Annotated in this window: 26 protein-coding genes; 4 read left to right on the top strand and 22 right to left on the bottom strand. The window is 63.8% G+C overall.

Annotated features, from left to right (window positions below; genetic code table 11):
* Positions 1–37 precede the first annotated feature (37 nt).
* The 3 genes from B7X65_RS15765 to B7X65_RS15775 all read right to left on the bottom strand — a co-directional run bounded on the left by B7X65_RS15765 (position 38) and on the right by B7X65_RS15775 (position 1264).
* Positions 38–250, bottom strand: a complete 213-nt coding sequence (locus B7X65_RS15765) for a DUF3820 family protein (RefSeq protein WP_293595246.1) — start codon at positions 248–250, stop codon at positions 38–40.
* A complete protein-coding gene (locus B7X65_RS15770) occupies positions 247–609 on the bottom strand; it encodes a translation initiation factor Sui1 (protein ID WP_293595247.1) in 363 nt (120 codons plus the stop codon). The genes B7X65_RS15765 and B7X65_RS15770 overlap by 4 nt, the downstream gene beginning before the upstream one ends.
* 103 nt (positions 610–712) lie before the next feature.
* Positions 713–1264, bottom strand: coding sequence for a hemerythrin domain-containing protein (locus B7X65_RS15775; RefSeq protein WP_293595248.1), 552 nt, complete (start codon positions 1262–1264; stop codon positions 713–715).
* Between the two features lie 109 nt (positions 1265–1373).
* On the opposite strand from B7X65_RS15775, the gene B7X65_RS15780 reads away from it, so the two are divergent.
* Positions 1374–1814 carry a universal stress protein gene (locus B7X65_RS15780; RefSeq protein WP_293595249.1) on the top strand — a complete coding sequence of 147 codons (441 nt, stop codon included), beginning with the start codon at positions 1374–1376 and terminating at the stop codon, positions 1812–1814.
* A 21-nt stretch (positions 1815–1835) separates the two neighbouring features.
* On the opposite strand, the gene B7X65_RS15785 is transcribed toward B7X65_RS15780, so the two are convergent.
* The 6 genes from B7X65_RS15785 to B7X65_RS15810 form a co-directional block, all read right to left on the bottom strand.
* On the bottom strand, positions 1836–3161 hold the full coding sequence (locus B7X65_RS15785) for a TRAP transporter large permease subunit (RefSeq protein ID WP_293595250.1): 1326 nt from the start codon (positions 3159–3161) through the stop codon (positions 1836–1838).
* On the bottom strand, positions 3154–3681 hold the full coding sequence (locus B7X65_RS15790; protein ID WP_293595251.1) for a TRAP transporter small permease subunit: 528 nt from the start codon (positions 3679–3681) through the stop codon (positions 3154–3156). The genes B7X65_RS15785 and B7X65_RS15790 overlap by 8 nt, the downstream gene beginning before the upstream one ends.
* Positions 3682–3806: 125 nt before the next feature.
* On the bottom strand, positions 3807–4901 hold the full coding sequence (locus B7X65_RS15795; protein ID WP_293595252.1) for a TRAP transporter substrate-binding protein: 1095 nt from the start codon (positions 4899–4901) through the stop codon (positions 3807–3809).
* A 195-nt stretch (positions 4902–5096) separates the two neighbouring features.
* Complete coding sequence (locus B7X65_RS15800; protein WP_293595253.1) at positions 5097–6293, bottom strand: nitrate/nitrite transporter; 1197 nt, start codon at positions 6291–6293, stop codon at positions 5097–5099.
* Positions 6293–7078 carry a hydratase gene (locus B7X65_RS15805; protein WP_293595254.1) on the bottom strand — a complete coding sequence of 262 codons (786 nt, stop codon included), beginning with the start codon at positions 7076–7078 and terminating at the stop codon, positions 6293–6295. The genes B7X65_RS15800 and B7X65_RS15805 overlap by 1 nt, the downstream gene beginning before the upstream one ends.
* 242 nt (positions 7079–7320) lie before the next feature.
* Positions 7321–7965, bottom strand: coding sequence for a glutathione S-transferase (locus B7X65_RS15810; protein ID WP_293595255.1), 645 nt, complete (start codon positions 7963–7965; stop codon positions 7321–7323).
* Between the two features lie 211 nt (positions 7966–8176).
* On the opposite strand from B7X65_RS15810, the gene B7X65_RS15815 reads away from it, so the two are divergent.
* Positions 8177–8962 (top strand): SGNH/GDSL hydrolase family protein, encoded by a 786-nt coding sequence (locus B7X65_RS15815; RefSeq protein WP_293595256.1) that lies wholly within the window; start codon positions 8177–8179, stop codon positions 8960–8962.
* A gap of 29 nt (positions 8963–8991) precedes the next feature.
* On the opposite strand, the gene B7X65_RS15820 is transcribed toward B7X65_RS15815, so the two are convergent.
* The 9 genes from B7X65_RS15820 to B7X65_RS15860 all read right to left on the bottom strand — a co-directional run bounded on the left by B7X65_RS15820 (position 8992) and on the right by B7X65_RS15860 (position 16857).
* A complete protein-coding gene (locus tag B7X65_RS15820) occupies positions 8992–9309 on the bottom strand; it encodes a PilZ domain-containing protein (protein WP_293595257.1) in 318 nt (105 codons plus the stop codon).
* Between the two features lie 217 nt (positions 9310–9526).
* A complete protein-coding gene (locus tag B7X65_RS15825; protein WP_293595258.1) occupies positions 9527–10108 on the bottom strand; it encodes a cold shock domain-containing protein in 582 nt (193 codons plus the stop codon).
* Between the two features lie 160 nt (positions 10109–10268).
* Positions 10269–10961, bottom strand: coding sequence for a hypothetical protein (locus tag B7X65_RS15830; RefSeq protein WP_293595259.1), 693 nt, complete (start codon positions 10959–10961; stop codon positions 10269–10271).
* Between the two features lie 164 nt (positions 10962–11125).
* Positions 11126–11248, bottom strand: a complete 123-nt coding sequence (locus tag B7X65_RS15835; protein WP_293595260.1) for a YHYH domain-containing protein — start codon at positions 11246–11248, stop codon at positions 11126–11128.
* Between the two features lie 39 nt (positions 11249–11287).
* Positions 11288–11590 carry a hypothetical protein gene (locus tag B7X65_RS15840; RefSeq protein ID WP_293595261.1) on the bottom strand — a complete coding sequence of 101 codons (303 nt, stop codon included), beginning with the start codon at positions 11588–11590 and terminating at the stop codon, positions 11288–11290.
* A gap of 196 nt (positions 11591–11786) precedes the next feature.
* Entirely contained in the window at positions 11787–12083 is a 297-nt protein-coding gene (locus B7X65_RS15845) for a hypothetical protein (RefSeq protein WP_293595292.1), read from the bottom strand.
* 316 nt (positions 12084–12399) lie between these two features.
* Positions 12400–13656, bottom strand: coding sequence for an MFS transporter (locus B7X65_RS15850; RefSeq protein ID WP_293595262.1), 1257 nt, complete (start codon positions 13654–13656; stop codon positions 12400–12402).
* 256 nt (positions 13657–13912) lie between these two features.
* Positions 13913–16375, bottom strand: a complete 2463-nt coding sequence (locus B7X65_RS15855; RefSeq protein WP_293595263.1) for a transglycosylase domain-containing protein — start codon at positions 16373–16375, stop codon at positions 13913–13915.
* 194 nt (positions 16376–16569) lie between these two features.
* Entirely contained in the window at positions 16570–16857 is a 288-nt protein-coding gene (locus tag B7X65_RS15860) for a DUF1330 domain-containing protein (RefSeq protein WP_293595264.1), read from the bottom strand.
* A gap of 122 nt (positions 16858–16979) precedes the next feature.
* On the opposite strand from B7X65_RS15860, the gene B7X65_RS15865 reads away from it, so the two are divergent.
* Positions 16980–17885, top strand: coding sequence for a LysR substrate-binding domain-containing protein (locus tag B7X65_RS15865; RefSeq protein WP_293595265.1), 906 nt, complete (start codon positions 16980–16982; stop codon positions 17883–17885).
* Here the strand turns inward: B7X65_RS15865 and B7X65_RS15870 are convergent.
* Positions 17869–18447: a DUF2889 domain-containing protein gene (locus tag B7X65_RS15870; protein WP_293595266.1), complete on the bottom strand. Its 579-nt coding sequence runs from the start codon at positions 18445–18447 to the stop codon at positions 17869–17871. The genes B7X65_RS15865 and B7X65_RS15870 overlap by 17 nt on opposite strands.
* A 200-nt stretch (positions 18448–18647) precedes the next feature.
* Complete coding sequence (locus B7X65_RS15875; protein WP_293595267.1) at positions 18648–19133, bottom strand: hypothetical protein; 486 nt, start codon at positions 19131–19133, stop codon at positions 18648–18650.
* A 256-nt stretch (positions 19134–19389) separates the two neighbouring features.
* Between B7X65_RS15875 and B7X65_RS15880 the strand changes: the two genes are divergently transcribed.
* Positions 19390–19821 (top strand): MerR family transcriptional regulator, encoded by a 432-nt coding sequence (locus B7X65_RS15880; protein WP_293595268.1) that lies wholly within the window; start codon positions 19390–19392, stop codon positions 19819–19821.
* A 4-nt stretch (positions 19822–19825) separates the two neighbouring features.
* Here the strand turns inward: B7X65_RS15880 and B7X65_RS15885 are convergent, their stop codons facing one another.
* On the bottom strand, positions 19826–20236 hold the full coding sequence (locus B7X65_RS15885; protein WP_293595269.1) for a nuclear transport factor 2 family protein: 411 nt from the start codon (positions 20234–20236) through the stop codon (positions 19826–19828).
* Between the two features lie 309 nt (positions 20237–20545).
* The gene (locus tag B7X65_RS15890) at positions 20546–21322 is read right to left on the bottom strand and encodes a DUF4395 domain-containing protein (RefSeq protein ID WP_293595270.1); all 777 of its coding nucleotides are present in this window, start codon (positions 21320–21322) and stop codon (positions 20546–20548) included.
* Positions 21323–21453: the final 131 nt, after the last annotated feature.

Raw genomic sequence — 21453 nt, forward strand, 5'->3', positions numbered from 1 at the left:
CGTATGCCTGGCGCTGCCAGGAAACAAGCCCCCCGGGTCAGCGCTTGCGCAAGGGTTCCAGCAGGCCGCCCAGCCCGTTGTGATCGATTTCCAGCATCAGCGCCAGCAGCCGACCGATTTCATTCCTGGGAAAACCTTCGCGGGCAAACCACGCGAGGTAATTGCCCGGCAGGTCGGCAATCAGCCGCCCCTTGTATTTGCCAAACGGCATCTCGCGCGTCACCAGCAGTTGCAGGTCTTCAGGCTTCATGCGCCCGCGCGCTTGACGGTCCAGCCCTGTTTGGTGAGCCAGTCCACCACCAGCGCGGCATGGTCACCCTGCACTTCGATCACGCCGTCCTTGACCGTGCCGCCGGAACCGCAGGCCGTCTTGAGCTGCTTGCCGACGAGAACGAGCGCCGCGTCCTGCAAGGCCAGCCCCTTGACCAGGGTCACGCTTTTGCCCCCGCGGCCCTTGGTCTCGCGCGACACCCGGACAATGCCGTCGGACGGGGGCAAGGGCCGCGTCTGGCGGCACACGCACTGGGCCAGCGCCTTGCGGCAAGCCGGGCACATGCGCCCCGCGTCGGTCGAATAAACGAGTCCGCCGGGGCTTGAATGACTTTTCATGGAATTCACCGATGTGAGGAAAACGGCCTCAGAGCCCATCGCCCCGAGCGCCACCGGCTATCGTACAGCGATGCGGGCAGGCTCCCGGCTTACCGGCGCATGCTCAGATGTGCCCGACAGGCTGCGGGGTGTGCCGCAAGTGAAGAGACAGGCCCAGCGCCTCCATGTGGTTGCCGTCGCGGCCCAGAATGGTTTCGGCCAGCGGCAGGAAATATTCCTCCTCGAAACGCGCATGCGAGGAATAGGCGTGAACCAGTTCCTCCACGGCATCCAGATCCAGGTCGACAGACTGGGACTTGACCACGGCCTTGACAACAGGCTCCAGCTTTTTCCACATCGCCTCAATCTGGCGGTGCTCCGCAGTCAAACGTTGCACCATGGCCTGGACCTCCCCGGCTTCCCGGCCCCGGCCGGCGCTGCGCAACACGGCGGGAAACAGCTCACGCTCCTCGTCTGCATGGTGCTCGTACACCGCGTGGTGGAACAGGGCCAGCGTGTCGGTGGCGATGGTTCGCGCCTGCGCCGCAGCCGCCTGGAGCGCAGGCAACTCCTCGAAGGCCTGAAGCTTCGACAGAATGCCCAGATGGCACTGGGAAAAACCGGTCAGTGGCTCGCTGGAATGGCCCGGGTCGTGCGCGGCAGAATGGGTTGTCATGCCGCCAATATAGGGGGGCGTCTGTGCGTCCGGCTTGATGCACATCAATAAAGCGGCCGCCCACCTCCGCAAGATAAGGGCCTGTTCATCTTCATCAGACAAGGCCCCCATGTTCAAGAACATTCTTCTGGCGACCGACGGTTCCGAGGCATCGGCCCACGCGGCCCAACTCGCTGTCAATCTGGCGCGCACACACGGCGCCAAACTCACCGCCCTGTATGTCGTGGACCCCTACCCTTACCTGAGCATCGGCGAGACCAACCCGCTGGGCGTTCAGGCCTACATGGCTGCGGCCCAGCAACACGCTGCGCAGGCCCATGCCAAGGTCGCGGCGCTGTGCGGTGCGCCGGGCGCGGGGATCCAGCTCGAAGCGCGGATGGCCGAGAATGTGTCGGCCGCCAGCGGCATTGTCCAGACGGTCAAGGACGAAGGCGCGGACCTCGTCGTCATGGGCTCCCACGGCCGCACCGGCATCGCCCGCCTCATGCTGGGCAGCGTGGCCTCCAAGGTGGCGGCCGAGTCGCCGGTGCCGGTGCTGATCGCGCGCTAGGCGGCTTGCGGCTGCGGCCACCTACCAGCCGATGGCCTTGGGCAGCCACAGCGCGATCTGCGGATAGAAGAACAGCAGCAGCAGCGCCAGGAACTGCATGGTGATGAAGGGAATCACGCCCTTGTAGATGTCCTTGATCGTCACCTCGGGCGGCGCCACCCCCTTGAGGTAGAACAGGGCCCAGCCGAAAGGCGGCGTCAGGAAGGACGACTGCAGGTTCACCGTGATCAGCATGGCCAGCCAGACCGGGTCCACGCCCTGGGCCAGCAGCACCGGCAGGAACAGGGGCACGGCGATGTAGCTGATCTCGATCCACTCGATGAAGAAGCCGAGCACGAAGATCAGGACCATCATGAACCAGATGTCGCTGTTCACGCCGCCGGGCAGCAGGTCGAACATCCTGGTGATCAGGTCTTCACCATGCAGGCCGCGGAAGGCCAGCGCAAACACCTGCGCCGTCATCAGGATCAGCATCATGATGGCGGTGATCTTGCTGGTCTCCAGCGCCGCCTCCTTCAGGACCTTCAGTGTGAAACGGCCCGAGAAGAGGGTGATCAGCACGGCGCCCACCGCCCCCATGGAAGCTGCCTCGGTCGGCGCGGCGATGCCACCGACGATGGAGCCCAGCACCGCCACCACCAGCATGATGGGCGGCACCACGACTTTCCAGAAGCGGATCCAGAGCTGGCGGCGCGAGACGCCGTCGCGCTCGGCCTGCGGGATCGGCGGCATCAGGTCCGGCTTGAGCCAGCCCAGCACCAGCAGGAAGATGATGTAGACCGCCGACAGCAGCAGGCCGGGGCCCACCGCGGCCGCGAACAGCGTGCCCACCGAGAGCTGCATGATGTCCGACAGCAGGATCAGGATCAGGCTGGGCGGAATGATCTGCCCCAGCGTGCCCGAGGCGCAGATCGCGCCGCAGGCAATGCTCTTGTTGTAACCGCGCTTGATCAGCGTGGGCAGCGTCAGCAGGCCCAGGGTGATGACGGTGGCGCCCACGATGCCGGTGGTCGCGCCCATGAGCACGCCGAACAGGATGATGCCCACGCCCATGCCGCCGCGCACGCCGCCTGCGATGTGGCCCATGACGTCGAGCAGGTCGTCGGCCAGGCGCGATTTCTCCAGCATCACACCCATGAAGACAAAGAGCGGAATGGCCATCCACTGGTAGCCGGCGACGATGCCGTAGAAACGCGCCGGCAGCAGGCTGAACAGGCCGTCGCCGAAGCCCAGGTAGCCGAAAATGAAACCCACGGTGGCCAGTGTCGTGGCCACCGGCACGCCCAGCATCAGCAGGGCAAAGAAGCCCACCAGCATCAGGATGGCATAGGTCTGCGGTTCAAACATGGCCGCCCTCCTTTGCTTGCGCACGCTCGTGGAAGAGACGGATCAGCGCCGCCACCGTCTGCAGGGCCACCAGGCCATAACCGATCGGGATCAGCGACTTGACGATCCAGCGCAGCGGAATGCCGCCCGGATCGGGCGAGCTCTCCTGGATGGCGTAGGCCTGGCCCACGTAGGCGATCGACACCTTGATGAAGATCAGCGCCACCGCCAGCAGAAGCAGCAGTGAGATCACGTCAACGATGAACTTCTTGCGCGCCGTGTATTGCGCGTAGAACAGGTCCACCCGCACGTTGTCGCCCCGCTGCAGGGCGTAACACATGCCCAGCAGGATGAGCGCAGCCAGCAGGTGCCACTCCAGTTCCTGGGCCCAGACCGAGCCGAAGCTGAAGGCGTAGCGCAGCAGGACATTGACCGCAACCAGTCCGATCATGGCAAGGGCCACCCAGAGGGTGGCCCGCCCAATGACATCGATCAGCGATTCAATCTTCTCCATCACGGAGGTGATCGCTTTGTTTGACATGCAATACCTTTCTCAAGGACCTCAGCAAACCCCTGCCCGTTCGGGCGGAGCTTGCCGAAGTCCCTTTTATTGTTGGCCATGCGCTTAGCCGGGCTCAGCGCAAACGGGGTGGCGTGAGCCCTCGCTTAACCTCGCACCTTGGTGTGGTACTGCTCTTCGCTGACCTCGACCCAGCGGTCGTACTTGGCCTTGAAGCCCATGTAGGAGTCGTGCACCTTCTTGACCAGCGGGTCCTTGGCCACGGCCTCGGCCAGCACCTTCGCGGTCTCGGCGCGCAATGCCGCGATCACCGAATCCGGCAGCGGCTTGGCAATGACCTTCTGGTTCTTGACCAGGTCTTCCATGGCCTCGGCGTTGGCCTTCTGGCACCAGCCTTCACTGATGACGTTGCAGGCGGCCGCGGCGTTGCTCACGATGGCCTGCAGGTCCTTGGGCAGCTTGTCCCAGGCGGCCGTGTTGATCAGCAGCTCGGACACGGTGGCCGACTCGTGCCAGCCGGTGGTGTAGTAGTACTTGGCCGCCTTCTGCAGGCCCAGGCGGCGGTCCTGGTAGGGGCCGACGAACTCGGCCGCGTCGATCACGCCGCGCTCCAGGGCGGGGAAGATCTCGCCGCCGGGCAGCACCTTCACGTCCACGCCCAGGTTGGCGTAGACCTTGCCGGCCAGGCCGGGGATGCGCATCTTCAGGCCCTTGAGGTCGGCCACGCTCTTGATCTCCTTCTTGAACCAGCCCGTCATCTGCACGCCGGTGTTGCCGCAGGGCATGGCCACCATGCCGAAGGGTGCGTAGACCTCATTCCACAGGTCGATGCCGCCGCCGTCATACAGCCAGCCGTTCATGCCCTGGAAGTTCAGGCCGAAGGGCACGGCGGTGAAGTACTGGGCGGCAAAGGTCTTGCCGGTCCAGAAATAGCTGTTGGCGTGGTTCATCTCCACCGTGCCGGCACGCACGGCATCAAAACCCTCGAAGGCCGGAATAAGTTCACCAGCGCCGAAGACCTGGATCTTCAGTCGGCCGCCGGACATGTCGGCGATACGTTTGGCCAGGTCGGTCGCGCTGCCCGGGCCATCCATGTAGAAGGGCGAGCCCTTGGGGTAGGCGCTGGTCATTTTCCAGCTGAAATTCTGCTGGGCGCGGGCGATCATGGGAAAGCCGAGCGCGGTTCCGGCAGCGGCGGCGACGGAGGCTTTGCTGAGCAGTGAACGTCTTGTGGAGGTCATGCGATATTCCTTGGAGTAGAGAAGCTGATGAGACAGCACCTGCTGCGCAAACGGGATGATTGCGCCAAGGGTTGGCATGCAAACTACGTGCCACGGAAAAGTACAAGAACAAGCGACTTTTCAGGGTGTAGTGGACTCACTACGACCTGTAGACAAGGCCCGGCCGGTGGTTGTCAACTCCGATGCGGTGCTGTCCTAGCGGCGCCCGCGCAGCAGCGGCCTGAACATCAGCAGGCCCAGGGCCGGCCCCAGTGCGAGCCAGGGCAACACCACCGGCAAGGGCCAGGCCTGCGTGGCCCCCACGAACAGTTCGATGCTGAGCACCGAGATCGCAAAGCCGATGCAATTGGCAAACGTCAGCACGCTGCCGGCCACCGCAGGCGGCGCGTTCTGCGCGGTCAGGGTGGAGAACTGCGGCGAGTCGCCCGACACCGTCACCCCCCAGAGCAGCATCCAGGCCATGAACCACGGCAGCGGCGCGGCCAGCATCACCGGTGCCGCCACGCAGCAGGCGCCGCTGATGGCCAGCTGCAACTGCGCCACGCGTGCGCTGCCGAAACGCCGCACCAGCAGGCCGCCACCCACACAGCCGGCGCTGCCTACGGCAATGATCCAGAAGGCCGCAACACTCACAGACGTGCCCGCCAGCCGGGTCGCCACAATCAGCGGCACCAGCACAAAAAAAGCATAGAGCTCCCACATGTGGCCGAAGTAGCCGAACACCGACGCGCGCAGGCGCCGGTCGGTCCAGATCAGGCCCAGCGCCCGTGGCGTGATGCGCGCACCGCGCACCAGATGCGGGCTCTCGGGCACCAGCCAGGCCGTTGCCACGCCGCCCAGCGCCGCCAGCAGCGACACACCCAGCACCACCGCCTGCCAGGGCGAGCCGCCCCCGGCAAACGCCGGCAGGCCCGCATCACCGGCCAGCGCGCGCAGGCCGTGGGGCAAGGCCGTGCCCAGCACCAGCGCGCCTATCAGCACCCCCATCACCGCGCCCAGGCGTTCGCGGTACCAGCTCGCCGCGATTTTCATGCCCACCGGGTAAATGCCGGCCAGCAGAAACCCCACGCCAAAACGCAGCGCCAGCAGCAAGGTGAAGTCACCCTGCACCGAGACCGTGGCGGCATTGAGCGCCGCACCGAGCAGCGAGCAGATCAGGAACACGCGCGAGGGCGCAAAGCGGTCGGCCAGCATCAGCAAGGCAAACACCAGCGTGCCCGCCACAAAACCGAGTTGCACGGCCGAGGTCAACATGCCCACGGCGCCCGGCGGCAAGCCCCAGGCCCGTTGCAGGTCAGGCATGACGGCATTGACCGCAAACCACAGCGAGGTGCCGGCAAACTGCGACAGCACAATGACCGGCAGGATACGCCGGGGAACGGCGCCCGTCATCAGCGGAACCTGACGGTCAGGCCGGCCAACGGCGCATCAAACGCCGCCGTCCAGGTCTCGCCCGGCGCCACCGGCCAGGCGTCCGTCCAGGTGCCGGTGGTCACCAGGTCGCCCGGTTGCAGCTCGGGCGCACCGGGGCAGCTGCGCAGCTCGGTCAGGAAATGCTGCAGCGCATGCAGCGGGCCGTCGAGCACATTCGCGCCCACGCCCTGGTCCATCTGCCGGCCGCCGCAGGACAGCGTGATGCGTGCCGCCGCCAGGTCCTGCTCCAGCGCCTGCGCGTCGCGGGCCAGCCCGGCCACCGGCACACGCGTACCGACCAGCAGGCGCGCGTGCAGCGCCCCGTCGGCCACGGTGTCGGCCGCCACGAACTTCCAGCCGGGCTGGTGCGACTGCACGATCTCGAAACCGGGCGCGACCCACGCGATGCAGGCAAACAACTCGTCGAGTGAGGCATTCGCCGGCGGGGTGGCGGCGATACCGAAGACCGCTTCCGGTTCCAGCCGCGGCTGGCAGGTGCCCGCCAGGGACACCTCGCCCTCCCCTTCGCAATACGACAAGGTGCTGTCCCAGACCGTGCCCCAGATCGGTCCATACACCTGGTAGCGCGGCCAGATGCTGCGGTTGGTAAAACCCACCTTGTAGCCGCGCGGCTGTTCACCGCGGTTGATGCGCAACTGCCGCACCGCCAGCGCGCGCTGGTAGGCCTCGGGCACGTCCAGGCCCGAAGCGGCGGGCCAGAAACCGGCATGGTCGTAGTGGTGAAGAAGTTGCTCGGGCGTCATGGCGTCGAGCTTAACGCCGCTGGCCGGATTCCACCTGCCAAAGGATTACATGCCAAAACAGCCTCCAACCCAATAGACACGGACGCAAGCAGCTATCATTTTTGATAGTCAGCAAAAGAGGATGGCGAGCAGGGCCGGGTCTTCCACCAGGTTCAGCATCGCGTAGCCGCCCAGGCGGTAGGTGATGTAGACGGCCTGCGCCATCAGCTGTTCAAGCGCCATCATCGCTTAGCGGCGACCACTCACGCCTTGGTCTGCGCGGCCTTGCGGTCGGCCACGACTTTCTGGGCCGAGGGCCGCTCGCCGATGAGCTTGACGTAACTCTTGTAGTCCACCCCGCCGGCCAGCAGCAGGTCTTCGCCAAACGCGATCTTGCTGGCCATGCCCACCAGCGGCAGGCTGGCAAAGGCGGCGCAGTCAGCCTGGGTGAAGGTGTCGCCGGCCACATAGGGCGAAAACTTCGCCAGCTTTTTGAAGGCGGCAATGTTGGCTTCCAGTTGCTTGCGGATGCGGGCCAGGTTGCCTTCGCTCAGCGGCTCGGCGCCGAAAAAGGCCGCACCATACAGCTGGCGCGCGACGATTTCCAGGTGCCAGTCGATGAAGGTCGTGAGCTCGCGCACCTTGGCGGCGGCAAAGGCATCGGCCGGCAGCAGCGGCGGCTGCGGGTAGGCGGTCTCGATGTAGTCCAGGATGGCCTGGCTTTCGCAAAGCCCGCCCTGCGCCGTGCGGATGAAGGGAATCTTGCCCAGCGGCGAGGCGCCCAGAATCGCCTCGTCCTTGCTGTGCGTGGCGGCGTGCTCTTCGGCAAAAGGCACACCTTTTTCAAGCAACGCGAGTTTGACCTTGTTGTAGTAGTTGGAAACGGGAAAGCCGCAAAGGGTAAGCATCGAAGAGTCTCCTGAGTTGATGGCGCCAAGTTTATCGCCGCCCCGCGAGGCCTGCGTGCAACGGGGGTGACAGCCTCGCCGCCGCCGGGCTCCCGAGGGCGCCGGGGCTGTCTGTGTGACATCTGCCGCCTTCTCCTCCATTTGAAGGACGACAACGCGCAGCGCCAGCGCGACGATTTCCCCCCCATCCACTTCATTGACTGGAAACACCATGAGCAACTACTTCTGGGACGAAACGCAAATGAAGGCCGCCGGCGCCAACCCGACCATCCTGGCGATCGGCGACTCCTGGTTCTGGTACCCCTTCTTCGGGGGCAGCCTGACCAACTACCTGGGCCAGATCGTCGCGCCCAAAAGCCACGTCATCCTGGCCAAGGGCATGAACGGTGCCGAAGCCTTTGACTACGTGGACGGCAAATACGCCGACAGCGTGCGCAGCGCGCTCAAGCTGTACGGCGCGGGGCTCTCGGCCGTCTTCCTCAGCGGGGGCGGCAACGACTTCGCCGGCTTCAACGACATGCGGCCGCTGCTCAAGGACAGCTGCTCGGGCGAAACCACGGCCAACGGCTGCTTTCGCGGCGGGGCGCAGGGCCTGCCGGGGTTTCTGGAGCGCATGGACACCTACTACCGCAAGCTGATCGGTGTGGTCTACACCCGCACCACCCTGGACTGCCTGATCGTCATGCACACCTACGACTACGCGATCCCGGACGGCAAGGGTGTGTTCGGCAAGGACGGCTGGCTGCAACCCGCGCTGACAGCCGCCGGCGTCAAGCCCGAGCTGCACCAGGCCTGCGTGGTGCACCTGCTGGACGCGTTCTACAAGGTGCTGGACAACATCACGAAAATGGACCCCGCCCACCTGCACGTGGTGGACAGCCGCGGCACGCTGGGCCCCGGCGACTGGGCCAACGAGTTGCACCCCAAGGGCTCGGGCTTCAAGAAAATAGCCACGCAGTGCTGGAAACCCGCGCTGAAAAACATCGGGCTGGCCTGAGCGGCCCCAAGCTGCTTGAGCCTGCCTGGCTACGGCCGGTCGGGAAACAGCGGCGTCAGCAGGCGCACGGCAATGTTGAAGCCGTCGCCGGCAGGCGTCACGCGCACCACCTGCGCCTCGCAGGTCAGCGGGTGCACCCGGCCCGCACCGGGAAACTCCAGCACCAGTTCCATGCTGGCGCCAACTTCATAGCTGCGGTCCGACTGGAAGTACAGCCCGGTCGCACTCAGGTCATGGGTGGCGCCCTCGTCGCCCTCGATGGTCAGGCGCAAGGCCACGCCAAAACGCTGTGCGGCCCGTTGTTCAAGCAACGTGGCCTTCTGTTCGCCACCGGCGGTTGTTTGCATGGTCCTGTCCCTGAAGATGCCCGAAAACGGGCGTAGCTGCCACTTTAGGCCATGAGCGCGCCCCGTGTGTAGGCACGCCCGCAGGCCGCGTGTGGGACAGCGGACCCAATGCGCCACCCCGACCGCCAGCATTGAAGATCAGATTAGCCTCCAGCCCAATACTGACGGGCGCCACCAGCTATCAGCTTGATAGCAAGTTGAGACCGGACGGATGACCCTATCTGCAAAGCTGGTCCTCGCAGGGCACGCCGTCGTGGTCGCCGTCCATCTTCGTGCCGGGGCAGTTTTTCAGGAAGTACGTGGCTTCGGCGCAGGAGGTCATCTGCGAGCAATGCTGCCGGCCGTCACAGACATAGGAAGGCGTCGCGGCGCGCGAAGGCGCCAGATCGAGCAAGGGTTGGCTTGCAGGGGAAGCCGCTTCACTGGCGCGACCGGCCGGGGCCGCCTTCTGGTAATACGCATACCCCTGCCAACCCAGCGCCGCCACCAGCAGCAGGCCCACCACCGACTTCAGACCGCTGCCGGGCGAGTTGCCCGAACGACTGACCCGCACGGGGCGATGGCTGCGGTCGGGCTGGTACGCGGCCTGCTGCGCACCAACACCCTGCACATTCACCGCACGCTTTTTTCCCTGAGGGTTGAGCGCCACCTCGAAGGTCAACGCCTCGTTCAGCACCGGCCGGCCACCGCGCCGATATTCGGAAATGTGGACAAAGATGTCCTGCCCGCCCTGGCTGGGGCTGATGAAGCCAAAACCCTTGTCGTCGTTCCAGCTTTTGAGGGTGCCTTCGAAGCGCATGGGCGAGACCTTAGGGTGTTCGATTCATCAATGTGGGATGACAGTGCAGACGAAAGATTTACTGATCCTGGAGTCATTCAACAAACAGGGAGTCCAACTGATCATCGTTCGAGCCTGTGCCGGCGCCCCGAAACGGTCAGTTCTGAGAACTGGAATGTTGTTATTTCGACTGGCTAACGCTAGGCGGCGGAGCCAAATGTGGTGGCGATGGCGTAGTAGCTGCTGCCGCAGGAGTGTGCCCAGCCACAGGCTCGCTCATTGAAACAGATGGAGTGCCTTTGAGATTGCTCGATGCGATTATCCAAATCGATAGCGCTGCAATCACGATAAGGGCAAGTGCGAGCCACCTTGCCGCACGATAGGCAAATTCCCCTTTTTTAACCCGCTCCCATTCCGCTTTTAATACCTCGCGCGCTTGCTTAGCAGCGATCTCAATTCCGGACAGTACCTTGTCAACGTCGTCTGTAGTGCCGCTAAAGTACTCGCTCACAAAGGTGGAGCTTTCTGTCATGAGAGACTCCAGCTTGATGTGAGGCTTTTTGATTTCGTTCAGTCGAAGTTTAATTCGATAGGAGCATTCAGCGACTTGGTGACGCAGTCTGGCCGTTGTTGCTTCGTCGATGGGCATGGGATTCTTAAACTCCAGCCTACTTTCCTGAATAGCCCGAGTACAGGTCCTGCTGGCCGAGAAGAAGTTTGCTAGGTCTTCCCGTAAACCATCAATCCAAGCTTGCCGAAATTCGGATATCTTGTTTTCCTTGTTGACTATCAGAGTAAGCGCAGCAATCGCGCCAGCCATAAACGCGGCTGCGAGCGTCACCATCGGCACTAGTGCGGCAGGGTTGTATTCCATTCTCGTCCCCTCAAAATCTTACTGGCAAGATCGGCGAAGTATGTGCCAGCGGTGAATCGCTCTGGCGCGGTCTGCCAGTTCAGCGCCGGCAGAAGGCCGAATATTTGGAGCGCGGTAAATAGTCCAGCAACGGCGCGGGTGGTACACAGTATCGCGGTCAATAATCAGTGGCAGTGACGATACCCAGTCTTACGGTCAACGTGGCAGCCGTCTTTGTCGGTGCCGCCTGAGTGGGCCAGCACCAAGCCAGCGGCCAGCAACAGGGCAATCGCAAGAATTTTTTTCATTGGTGTCTCCTGAAAAGTCCACGGGCCGCGTGGGCGCGGTTATTTCCCTTTTACCAAAGCGTACTGTTCTTCCATTCGGACGTAGTAGACGTCGCCCGTCCACCGGTTCTGCATATAGGCAGCGCCAATGCTCTCTCCCCCATCAATCGGCGTGATCTCCCATCGGAACATCCAGCCAAGGCCAAACAGAAGTACCAAGACCACTGTCGCTATCAATTTCATGGTCAGTCTGGCGTTGGCTGCTTTATTGGTTTCATATGCCATTCGCACTTCGTGATCATGCTGGGACCAACCGCCAGGACCCGGGACCTGAGGCAAAGAAGACATCGACTTTTCATTCACAGTTTTCTCCTTTCAGCTTGGGCAGCACAACTCGTAGCTTCATCCCCCGTTTAGATAAGGCGAGGACCACAAATACAACAGACGCCAAGTATGAAGCTCGGCTTACAGGGCGTCATCCTGCAATCAGACTAGACCGCCCCATTCTTCTTCATGGCGCGGCAACACTCAAGCCGATCCAGTCATCTGAAAACAGCCCCTAAGCCTGCCAAACCCCATACCCCAACTCACGCAGCGCAATCCCCAACTCCACCTCCATGTCGCGCGCGCCCTCATACGGCATGGGGTTGTACATGGCGTACAGGCCGGGCAGCAGGCGCACCCCCCACTTCTGCACATACACGTTGGACTGGATGCCGGCCTTGTGTTTGTCAAAACGCACATCGGGGTCCAGCCCGGTCATGCCGACGTACACAAACGGTTTGCCGAGCTGGTAGTCGGGGTTGGCGCGGCGAAAGCGCCCCACGTTCCAGACCTCGTCGGACAGCTCGATCACGTAGACGTGGTAGTGGTGGCTGCGTGGTGTGCGCGGCGGTTTTTTGGCGCGCGGCTTGGCCGGGGCGGCGTCGGCCGCATCGCCCGCTACGGCCGGCGGGCTTTTCTTTCGGGGGGTCTTTCGGGGCGCGGTAGCCATGGTGGCTGAAGTATGCGGCAAGCGGCCGGGTGCCCGGGGCGCTACCAAATAAATAGCTGATCGCGCCCGTGTATCAAGGGATGGAGGCTGATTTTGTTGCAAGAAACCGGCGAATGGGCCTCCACGAATCAAGTCCGGTACGGCCCTTCAGCGGGTTCCGAGTGCCAGTTTTTCTTCTTCAGCTGTTTCGCTGCGCGTCGCGCCGGCGCAGCGCCCAGGCGAAGAACACACCCTCGGCCGCCATGACGGCGCCGCCCAGCGCCACCACCGCACCGGTGCCGATTTGCGCAATCAGGCCGGCGGCGACCACCACACCAATCGACTGGCCCAGGAACAGGAAGGAAGCGAACAGCGAGACCGCCGTGCCGCGCGCGTGCGGCGCCATCTGCGTGGCGTTGGCCTGCATGGTGTTGTGGAACATGAAAAAACCAAACCCGGCCAGCAGGCTGGCAGGCACGGCGGGCAGCCAGTGCGGCGTGAAAGCCAGCACCAGCGCGCACACCCCCACCAGGATGCCGCCGAGCAGCACCAGCTTTTGCTGGCCAAAGCGGCGAATCATGTGACGCCCCACCGCCATGTACATCACGCCGCCCAGGCCGAACAGCGCCACGATGGTGCCAGCCAATGACAGCGACAGCCCCAGCGAGCGGTGCAGGTGCGAGGCCCAGATAGCCAGCACGCCAAAACCCGCCGCCCCTTCGACCAGCGCCATCAGCAGCACCACACGCGACCACGGGCCGGTGATGATGAGCCGCGCCTGTTTCACAAAACCGGGCCGCGCGCCCTGCGGCGCCGCGGCTGCCACCGCCGGTTCAGCCGGCTCTTCAGCCGGGGCCGCCTGCTGCCGGCGCCAGTCGCCCCACAGCAGCAAGCCCACCACGCCGAACAGCAGCGTCAGAAAGGCAAAAGCCCAGCGCCAGCCGAGTGCGTCCGTCAGCAGGCCGCCGGCGAGCTGGCCGCCGACAATGCCCAGCGTGCTGCCCAGGCCGGTGCGCGTGAGCATTTCCTGCAGCTGGTCGGACGGCACGGTGTCGCCGACCCAGGCCATGGTCAGCGGAATCAGCGCGGCCGCGCCCAGCGCCATCAGCAGGCGGGCCCATACCAGCATGTCCAGGCTGGTGGCCAGCGTGGCCGCGACGCTGCCCACGCAGCAACCCAGCGTGGCAAAGGTGACGATGCGGAACTTGCCGAAGCGGTCGCCCAGCGGGCCATAGAAAAGCTGCGCCACGCCGTAGGTCACCGCAAACACCGACACCACCAGCGCCGCCTGCCCCAGGCTGACGGCAAACACGCGCGACAGCTCGGGCAGCATGGCGTCGCAGATGCGCTGCGCGGCCATGCTGGCAAAGGTGGCCAGCGACAGCAGCACGATGGAGCGGCGCGTGGCCGCGGACAAAGGGGCGGAAACAGGGGCAGAAACGGGAGTGGTGGTCACGAAGCGAAGGGGTTGGTTGACGCGCTGCAAGCGTCATGGGCCAGGCGCCGGCCCATTGTAGGCAGGACCCGGCCTGCGCGCTTGGGGCGCGGGCGCCCTGCTATTCATTCAAGCGCCACATCCGCTTCTCCGTTCGCCCTGAGCCTGTCGAAGGATCGAAGGGCCCTTCGTCAAGCTCAGGACAGGCTTCGACAGGCTCAGCCCGAACGGTGAGGCGTCTTGACGGTGTGGCGTCTTGAGAACTACGGAAACATCACTAACGAACCTGGCCGGGCGGCAAGGGGGTGTACTGCGGCGCGCGTTCACCCTGCGGCAGGCCGATCACCACGCCGGGCTGCGCCGCACCGCCGCTACCCGACATCGGGCGGGCGCCGGGAATCGGCTCCCAGCGCGGGTCGCCGCCCGGCGGGGGTGGCGCGGTGCCCGGTGGCGGACTGTAAACAGGCGGGTTATAGGACGGTTGCGGGTTGGCCTGCGGCGGCGGCGGGGTGTAGCTAGGCATGGCCTGCTCTTCGGCCGGCGGCTGCCGGGGCGTGACCGGCTGCGACGGAGACGGGAACAGCCCGCGCAGCCAGTCGTGCACCTGGTCAACCACCGGCTCGATCACCGGCTCGGACCGGCCACTGCCGCGCGGCGCATCGAAACGCGCGTTGGTGTCCACCACCCGGCTGCGCAGCGCCTGCTGGAAAAAATCGCCCACGATGGGCAACGCGCTGTGGGCGCCCTGACCCCAGTAGTCGCTGAGCGTCACGCGGTTGTCGTTGAAGCCGACCCAGGCGCCCGCCACCAGTTGTGAATGCATCAGCACAAACCAGCCGTCTGTGTTGTCCTGCGTGGTGCCGGTTTTGCCGGCCACGTCTGCCTGGATGCCGAAGCGCGAGCGGATGCCGGCACCGGTGCCGCTGTCGATCACGCCGCGCATCACGTCCAGCAGCACCTGTGCTGATGGAATGGACAGGGCCTGTTCGGGCACCGCGGTATGGAAGGTTTGCAGCACCTTGCCATTGCGGTCTTCCACGCTGGTGATCAAGAGCGGCTCGATGTAGCTGCCGCTGTTGGCAATGGTGCTGTAGGCCGACACCATTTCCTTCAGGGTCACCGGGCTGGTGCCCAGCGCCAGTGAGGGCACCACGTCGAGCTTGCTTTGCCGCACCCCCATGGCCTGCGCCAGGCTGGCCACCTTGGCCGGGCCCACGCTCTGCATGACCTGGGCGGTGATGGTGTTCTTGGAATACACCAGGCCGTTGCGCAGGCTCATGGGCGCGTAGCTGGGCGGGGTGCCGTCGCGGGGCCGCCAGACGTTGCCGTTGCCCAGCGGAATCTCCACGTCGCCGTCCATGAAGCTGTCGGTCGGCCGGGCGCCGTTTTCAAACGCGGCGCCGTACACAAAGGGCTTGAAGGTCGAACCCGGCTGGCGGCGCGCCTGCTGCACGTGGTCGAATGGGTCCTGCACAAAGTTGCGGCTGCCCACCCACGCGCGCACCTGGCCGTTGCGCGGGTCCATGGCCAAAAAACCGGCCTGCAGCCGCGTCTTGTCCTGGCGCAGCGCCAGCATGAAATCCTTGTCGGCCTGCAGCTGCTTGAGGGCCTCTTCGTCGGTCTGGCCGGACTCGCGGGCGGCCTTGTACTCGGCGCTTTCGCGCACAAAGGCTTTCACGATGTCTTTTTTGGCGGCCCAGGTACGCGGCCCCCATTCGCCGTTGGCCACGCCCTGCAGCTTGTCGGCCTGGCGGATCAGCGCCTGGTTGGCCTGGGCCTGCAGCCGCGAATCGATGGTGGTGCGCACCACCAGCCCGTCGGCATGGATGTTGTAGTCGTTGCGGTCGGCCCATTCGATCAGCCAGCGGCGCACAAACTGGGAAAAGTGCGGCGCGGGGCCCAGCGGCTCGGTCTGCCGCTCGAAGTCCACCTTGAGCGGCCTTTTCTTCAGGGCCTGGAACTTCGCCTCCGGCAGCTTGCCGTGTTTGACCATCTGGGACAGCACGATGTTGCGGCGCTGCGTGGCGCGCTCGGGGTTGAGCACCGGGTTGTAATAACTGGTGCCCTTGAGCATGCCGATCAGCGTGGCGCTTTCCAGCACGTCGAGCTTGTCGGCCGACTTGTCGAAATAGGTGCGCGCAGCCATTTCAATGCCGTAGGCGTTGTACAGGAAAGGCACGGTGTTGAGGTAGGTCTCGAGGATCTCGTCCTTGGTGTAGACCGCCTCGATCTTCAGCGCGGTGATGGCCTCCTTGATCTTGCGCGTGACCGTGGCCGAGCGGCCGATCTCCTTGGGGTACATGTTGCGGGCCAGCTGCTGCGTGATGGTGGAGCCGCCCTGCAGGTCACCGGTGAAGGTGTGGAACACGGCCGAGGCCGTGCGCTTGAGGTCGATGCCGTGGTGCTCGTAGAAGCGGTGGTCTTCGGTGGCAATCAGCGCGGCCAGCACGTTGGGCGACATGTCGGCCAGCTTGACCCAGTCGCGGTTGGCGCGCTTGAACACGGCCAGCTCCTTGCCGTCGATCGACATCACCCGGGCGGGTTTTTCTTCCTTGGCCTTGCTCAGGTCGCTGATGCTGGGCGTGAAGGGGATCAGCAGCAGCGCATACAGCAGCAGCAGCGCGGGAATGGCCGCCACCGTGAGGGCGACACCGCGCCGGGTGGGGTTGCGCACGCGGCGCAGGGTTTCAGCGGCAAAGGCAGCGGCAAGGGGCTGGAAACGGGCGAAGAGTTTTTTCATCGGGTGCCAGTGTAGGCGCTGCGCATGAACCGGTCCGTAGGACGGTTTCCACTGGCGACAGGAGGTCAAAAGCGGCGTATGGGGGTCGCGCAGGCCAGGCCGCAAGTTTGCAGATCCGAATCAGGCATGGGCCCTTTCCTTTCGGGCGTGATGCGCTACATATTTTGTAGCAAATACACGGCAAATTCAGTCTGTCACGCGCCTTCGATGATCACAAAATCAGCCTCGGCATGGCGCTGCCGGACCGCCTTGGCGGCCTGGTACTCCGGGCTCTGGTAGCAGGCGTTCGCCGTTGCCAGGTCGGCAAACTCCACCACCACATTGCGCTCCCGCGCCGTACCTTCCATGCATTCGTACTGACCACCGCGCACCACAAAATGCGCGCCGTACTTTTCGAAAGCCGGTTTGGCCGCCTGCAGATAAGCCGGATACCCCTCAGGGTTGGTCACGGAAACCCGAACAATCCAGTAGCCTTTTGACATGTTTTCTCCTTGAATGAAGGCGCCCCGGCAGCGCCGGAATGAATGAACTTCGGGAATCTTAGGTTTGATTTTCCATCTATAAAAATGAATAATAAAGATGAAGAACATCACAAGAAGAGATCATGAATCTAAGCGATCTGCAGATATTCCGGACGGTGGTTGAAGCCGGTGGCATCACGCGCGCAGCTGAACGCCTGCACCGCGTGCAGTCAAACGTCACCACGCGCATTCACCAGCTTGAAGAAAAGCTGGAGGTTGAACTGTTCGTGCGCCAGGGGAAAACACTGACCCTTTCCCCGGCCGGGCGTACGCTGCTGCCCTACGCTGACCGGCTGCTGGCGCTCGCCGACGAGGCGCGCAACGCCGTACGTGACGGTGCGCCCCGCGGGCCCTTTGTGCTGGGTGCCATGGAAAGCACGGCCGCCGTTCGCCTGCCCGCCCCACTGAGCCGGTTTGTTGGCGACCACCCCGACGTCAAGCTCACCCTCAAAACCGGCAACCCGCAGCAGCTCGCAACGGCGTTGCTGGCAGGCCGGCTGGACGCAGCTCTGGTGACCGGGCCCTTCCCCGACGGCCCGTTCGAAAGAACGCCTGTTTTCAGCGAAGAGCTGGTCATCGTTGCCGCCGCCGGACAAGCGCCTTTGGGTGGCAAAAACGGTCCCCTGCCGCCAGCCATGGTGGCGTTCGAAATGGGGTGCCCCCATCGCACGAGACTTGAAAAATGGTATGCGCAAAAAGGTGGCGCACCCACCCAGACGATTGAAATTTCGTCCTACCACGCCATGCTCGGCTGCGTGGTGGTGGGTATGGGTATTTCGCTGGTACCGCTCAGCGTGCTCACCACCTTTCCGGAACGCAAGCACCTCAGCGTGCATCCGCTTCCCAAGGGCGACAACCACTACGGCATTGACCTGATCTGGCGCAAGGAAGCGGTGGCCCCGCAAATGATCCAGGCGCTGGTCAAAGCGCTCAAGCCGGTCACGGCAACAAAATCGCCAGCGCGGCGCCGGCTCAGCGCTGGCGCTTGAGCGGCTGCCAGCCTGCAAACTTCGGGTAATGGCGCTGCACCACCTGGCCGTCGAAATCCCAGGCGATGCACTTGCCCAGGTGGTAAGGCGGCTCGGCGTTGGCGGACTCCGCGAGGCCGGCCTGCGCGCGCAGATGGCCGCGGTACACCGGCACCGTCTGGTAGGCCGCCGTCGCCATGTTGAACAGCATCTCGCGCAGGTGGGTGCAGCCGCGAATGCCGCCCAGCGCCTTTTCGATGGCCTGGCGCCAGCCCGGCCCCATGGTGGCGCCCACCATCTGCTGCATCGGGTCGATGCCCTGCTGGCATTCGTCAAACGGCGCGTGGTCACTGGCGCTGGCGATGTCGCGAATGACCAGACCGTCGTCCACCGTGACGCGTATGGCCATGCCGTGGATGGGTGTGCCCGGCGGCACCTCGCGCTCGGAGCGGACATGTTCATAGGTACGCACATCGGTCATTTCGGCTTCGATGTCCCACAGCCCGTCCTCGCGCCGGTAGCCGCGGTAGACGACGGCGCGTGTGTGCAGGTGGGTTCGGGCTTGGGGTGCGGGCAGTGGCATGGGCAGAAAGAGTTCGGGCAAAAGAGAGCATTTTCCCAGCAACACGGGCGCCGTGCCGCCGGGTGCGCCGCCTGTGGCAGATCAAGGCACCAAATCGGCCCTCAGCCCAATTGGGACGGGCGCAAGCAGCTCCTGTTTTGATAGTACGCCACCACCAGCGGACCCAGACCAGACCGGCATACTCGCGCCGGGGTCAGTGCTCATTCCGTCGAAGACATCTTGTAGATGTAGGTAAACGCATGCCCAAATCTCTTGTCCAGGCTGTGGAAAATCTCCATGGCGTGTGCACTGCCGCAGACGACGTAAACAAGATCACGGCCATGGTTGGTGAACGCATCCAGAATCATGTCGGCGATATAGCTGCTTCGGGCTTTGGCGCTGAGTACATGCATGGGCTCAACCCGGGTGTCGGCGAAAGCCGGACTCGGGATATAAGCGGCAACGTTGTCCAGACCCCGTTCAAAGATCACTCGGGTCAGACCGGCTTTCATGACAGGTGGATTCAACAGTACCGCAGAGGTGACGGCCTGGTCCAGCGGGTCATTGTGCCTTTCGCCCAGAAAAATGACACCAAACCTGCGCATCGGAATCTTGGGAAGCTTCTTTCCCAGGAAAGTCACCGTGTTGGCAGCACTCTTCTTCACACTCGAAAAATCGACCTTCACGTCCTTACCTAAACCGGGCATGGCAGCTCCTCAAAATTTGAACGGGCACACAGCACCCCTGGCCTTTGGCCGCGCAGCCTCCCAGGCGACACGCCATGGCTCCATGCATCGTAGGGAGCTTGCGGTCATGCCGCATCCTGCAAAAGGAGGAGAAGGTCCGTGACGCCGGGCCTGCAAAAGTGCGATGGACCTGCGTCGGCAGCTGCTGTTTTGACGATGCTCTGCAGCCGGTGCGCAGGGCTTGAAGCTCCCGCGCTGCTGCGCCAGAATGGACCGCATGACCACCTCCGCCCCCCTTCTCCTGCAGGACACTCCGACGCTGCGCATCGGCGAACTCGCGCGCTTGAGCGGACGCAGCGTGTACACCATCCGTTGGTACGAGGCCCAGCACCTCATGCCCGGCGCCGCGCGCGACGCGGGCGGGCGGCGCGTGTTCTCGCAGGCGCATGTGGAGTGGCTGGGCCTGCTGAGCCGCCTGCGCGCCTCGGGCATGAGCGTACGCGACATGCAGGCCTATGCGCGCCTGGTGCGCCAGGGCAAGGCCACACTGGCCGACTGCCGCGAGATGCTGCTGCAGCACCGCCTCAAGGTGCAGCAGCGCGCCGAGGAACTGAGCCAGGCCATGGCGCTGGTGGACCACAAGATCGCGCTGTACGACAAGTGGCTGGCCCGCGCGGCAACCGGAGACAGGAAGGCCAGGGCCGGTTGACGCCTCAGGCCGGCGCGTCCAGCGCGGCGTCCACCAGTTGCGTGTCCAGGTACTCCACCAGTTCCCTGAGCTGGCCGCCTTCGAAGCGGCAGACATAACAGTAGGTGTTGTTGTAGGGCTTGCCTTTTTTCGTGTTCACCTGGCCGCAGCACTCCACCACCACCATGTCGCCCTCGGCGATGAAACGCGTGGCCTGGTTGGTGTAGGTATCGGCAAACTGCGCAAACAGCGGGCGAAGCAGCTCGTCCCGCACCGCCTGCTTGCCCTCGTAGCGCCGCGACCACGCCGTCCGGCCCGGCAGGATCCAGCAGAAGTCATCGGCCATGGCGTCCACAAATGGCCGGCCATTGCCCTGCGCGAGTTCAGCAAAGATGGCCTGCATCAGTTGCTTGTTGGTTTGGGATTCGGTGGTCATGTCAGGGGCCTTTTCATGCAAAAAGTTGAAGAGGTCCTGATTGGAAAAGCTCGAGTGCACTCGAAGTCAAGCGCACCCTCGCGCCCAGCTACCGGACGGCCGTCATGGCGGCCCCCGGATCAAGTCCGGGGCAGGCCCTGGTACGCCGTCCATGGGGGCATCACCGAAACGCTGGTCAATGCAGCATGGATCCCGGATCGGCGTCCGGGATGACAAACCAGGGTTCAGGATGACAAATCAGGCTGCAGCCCTTCTGCGCAGTGCGCAGCCAGCTCTGTTTTCAATAGCAGACAGCGCCCAGCCGGCGCATCAATCCCAGACGAGATTGTTGCAAGCCTCGCACTCATCCTTGAGAACGCCCATCCGGACCAGCAGCGCGTGGACCTTGCAACCCACGCAAACGCCCAGGACGGCTTCCATCCACATGAAGCCCAGGCAGACCCAGACCAGCACCAGCGGAATCCAGCGCGGCATGAAGTTGGACGTCGTGGTCAGGAGGGCGTGGCCGGTCAGCCCATTGACCCAGCCGGCAAAAACATCCGGATTGAAGAAGACCAGGCAGGTCGCGATCATCGTGGCACCGATCGACCAGGCAAAGCGTTTGGGCAGCAAAGGCTTCCAGACGGGCTGGCTGCCTTTGGCCAACAGGCTGGCGATGAAAATCGTGGGGGACAGCCGCGAGCTCCATACGAACATGCCCGCGATCATTTCAAACAGGGCATAAAACAGCACATAGGTCTGTTTCGAGTATTCAAAGGTACGGCGGACCGCTTCGACGTTGTAGAGAATGCGCCCGTCAAAATCGGTGTCGAAGGTGTCCTTGATGACGTTGCCCGTGACCACCCAGTGTGATGAGAACAACACGTCATAAAGCGTCAGGCCCATGTAGAGCGGGATCAGCAGCATCAGTCCGGCACGTATTCGCACCGCCGTGTCGTTGATGAAGACACTTTTTTCGCCCGGGTCGCGGTACCAAAGCTTTTGAAAGACGTTTCCCAAACTCTTTAACGCATTCATCATGATCATGAGCCTTCCATGGGTATTTATAACCGACATCTTATATAGATTTCTGTCCATTTCAAGCATGGCAAACCCGGAGCCGCAGACGCCAGCGCAGCCGCTGGTTTGTCTGCCACAATCCCACAAGGTACACGCCACATGCCCGTGCGGTACCCGGGAATCGCAACGCTGTTACTCGGCCGCTACACGCGCAAAGG

Source organism: Polaromonas sp. 39-63-25 (genome assembly GCF_002278925.1).
Classification (GTDB): Bacteria; Pseudomonadota; Gammaproteobacteria; order Burkholderiales; family Burkholderiaceae_C; genus Polaromonas.